This window comes from Roseibium sediminicola (assembly GCF_023156505.1).
Taxonomy (GTDB): domain Bacteria; phylum Pseudomonadota; class Alphaproteobacteria; order Rhizobiales; family Stappiaceae; genus Roseibium; species Roseibium sediminicola.
In genome coordinates, this window is sequence record NZ_JALNMJ010000060.1 from 1 (window position 1) to 2,422 (window position 2,422).

At 56.9% G+C, this 2,422-nt stretch carries 2 protein-coding genes and 1 pseudogene; 1 reads left to right on the forward strand and 2 read right to left on the reverse strand.

The features are described from left to right. Positions 1-196: 196 nt before the first annotated feature. Positions 197-378: pseudogene (locus tag M0H32_RS29375) on the forward strand (transposase); the annotation flags it as partial. 55 nt (positions 379-433) lie between these two features. Here M0H32_RS29375 and M0H32_RS29380 read toward each other — a convergent pair. Both M0H32_RS29380 and tnpC read right to left on the reverse strand, forming a co-directional pair. Then, positions 434-730: a hypothetical protein gene (locus M0H32_RS29380; protein ID WP_248160315.1), complete on the reverse strand. Its 297-nt coding sequence runs from the start codon at positions 728-730 to the stop codon at positions 434-436. A gap of 211 nt (positions 731-941) precedes the next feature. Continuing rightward, a partial coding sequence (gene tnpC, locus M0H32_RS29385; protein WP_248160316.1) for an IS66 family transposase occupies positions 942-2,422 on the reverse strand: 1,481 nt, incomplete at its 5' end.

Genomic DNA, 2,422 nt, shown 5'->3' on the forward strand with positions numbered 1-2,422 from the left:
CGCACAAATCGCTGACCACAAGATCAACCGCATCAACGACCTCATGCCATGGTGTTACGCTGCAAAGGCAGCGTAACAGAGCGCGAGGCAGCCATGAAGACCGGCTTCACCCCACGGACACGTCTGATCCCCAATCAGTGAACAACCTCATTGGAAAGCACAGCTAGGCTCCCGGCTGGGAGATGGAGCGGAAGCGATGAAGGCATCGAAATTTTCGGACGCGCAGAAGGCGTTCATTCTAAAGCGGGGGACGATGGCGTTCCGGTTGCAGAGATCTGCCGGAAGGCGGGCAACAGCCAGGCGACATATTTCAAATGGAAAAAGAAGTATGCAGGGTTGTTACCCGACGAGATGCTTCAGGACGTTATTCGGCGAAAGGTAAGCGATGTTTTCACCCCACCGGCCTGGTTTGAGTCTTCCAGACTGTTGGACGTTATCTGAGCAACTTTTTTGGTATCTTGTCACAGGCGATCAGAAGATGTTTGGTGCTTAGGAAAAGCTCACCGTTACCGCCGTCGCTGGCAATATGAGCCCAAAAGCTGCGGGCATCTGCGACTTTGTTGTTCGGAATTAGGATTATCGTGCCTCGCTCAATCGAGTTGTCAGTTTCGATGCGAAGCCGAGCCTCATCCCGAGAAGAAAAAACCGCTGCAAATCGTTCTTTGCCATAAAGCCCTTCTAAGACGAATTTGTTATTTTCGTTCTCAATCGAGCGAAGATTAAAACCCATTGATGGTCCAAAGACCGAGACACACATATTGTTGTCGTCACACGCGTGGACGAGACTGCAAAACCACGGTGGAGGCCCTGGGGGTACGGCCGCGAATGCGGATGGTGCCACAAGCAGAAAAAACAGCAATATAATCAGTCTCATAACAAAACCTGAATCTGCGGAATTCGATCGGGCAGCATCAATATGACTGACTGCCAGAACCCGAATGTCAGTCGGTTTCCGTAAATCCGTCAATGATGTTCTCATTGCGCTTGCCGATAAAGTTCCACGGCAGGAGTTCGTCGATCCGGCTTTGTTTGTGGCCGTTGACGATAGCGGTCAGTGTGGCTGCCAGATAGGCTTGCGGGTCGACGGAATTGAGCTTGCAGGTCTCGATCAGTGAGGCGATTGCCGCCCAGTTTTCAGCTCCGGCCTCATGACCTGCGAAGAGAGCGTTTTTCCTGTTGAGTGCGATGGGTCTGATGGTGCGTTCAACGGTGTTGTTGTCGATCTCGATCCGCCCGTCGGTCAGGAACAGGCACAAGCCCTGCCAGTATTTGGCGATATACTTCAGGGCTTCGCCCAGGGGCGATTTGGCGGCGACACGAGTGCAATGATGCGTGAGCCATGTTTCCATATCGGCGATGAGCTGCGCTGCTCGCTCCCGCCGGATCGCCAGACGCGTCTCGAGATCGAGCCCGCGCAGTTCGGCTTCGAGGCGATAGAGGTCGCCGATGCGTTTCACGCCTTCTTCTGCAATCGGCGCAGAGCCGGTCCGGGTGATCTCAACCAGCTTGCGACGGGCGTGTGCCCAGCAATAGGCCAGCTGGATTTCCGGTCCGACCCGATCAGGCGCAATGAGCCGATTGTATCCGGCATAGCCATCGACCTGCAAAACTCCCGAGAAGTCCTGCAATATCTGTTCGGCATGGTGTCCTCCGCGTCCAGGTGCGTAGGTGAATGCGACACCGGGCGGCGCTCCGCCGTTCCACGGCCGGTCATCCCGCGCCAATGCCCAGAAGTATCCGGTTCTGGTTTTGCCGGAACCGGGATCAAGCACGGGAGCCCGGGTTTCGTCCATGAACAACTTGGTGGACCGCTTCAGGTCTGCAATCAACGCATCAAAGACGGGACGCAATTCGAATGCCGCCCGGCCGACCCAGTCGGCAAGTGTCGACCGGTCGAGATCGATACCCTGGCGGCTCATGATTTGCGCCTGCCTGTATAAAGGCAGGTGGTCGGCGTATTTGGAGACCAGCACATGGGCGATCATGGCCTCGGTCGGCAGGCCAGACTGGATCAGCCGCGCCGGCGCCGGTGCCTGAATGATGCCATCGGTGCAGGAGCGGCAGGCGTATTTCGGTCGGCGGGTAACGATGACGCGGAACTGGGCCGGGATCACGTCCAGCCGCTCGGATACGTCCTCGCCGATCGGGTGCAGGCAGCCGCCACAGGAACAGATCAGACTGTCCGGCTCAAGGACCTCTTCAACACGGGGAAGATGCTTGGGCAAAGCCCCGCGATTGGCCGCACGTCGTTTGGAAGCTCGTTTGTCGCCGGGGCTGTCTGTCTCTTCCTCGGCATGAAACGCCGCAATAGCTGTTTCCAGATCCTCAAGCGCCAGGTCGAACTGATCCGGATCGCGCTTTTCGGACTTGCGTCCGAAGGCCGCCTGCTTGAATGCGGCAACGAGCTTTTCCAGCCGCGTGA

What these genes read in the sequence shown, in the direction of transcription:
- M0H32_RS29380 (WP_248160315.1), bottom strand. Translation starts at nt 730, where the DNA reads ATGGGTTTTAATCTTCGCTCGATTGAGAACGAAAATAACAAATTCGTC.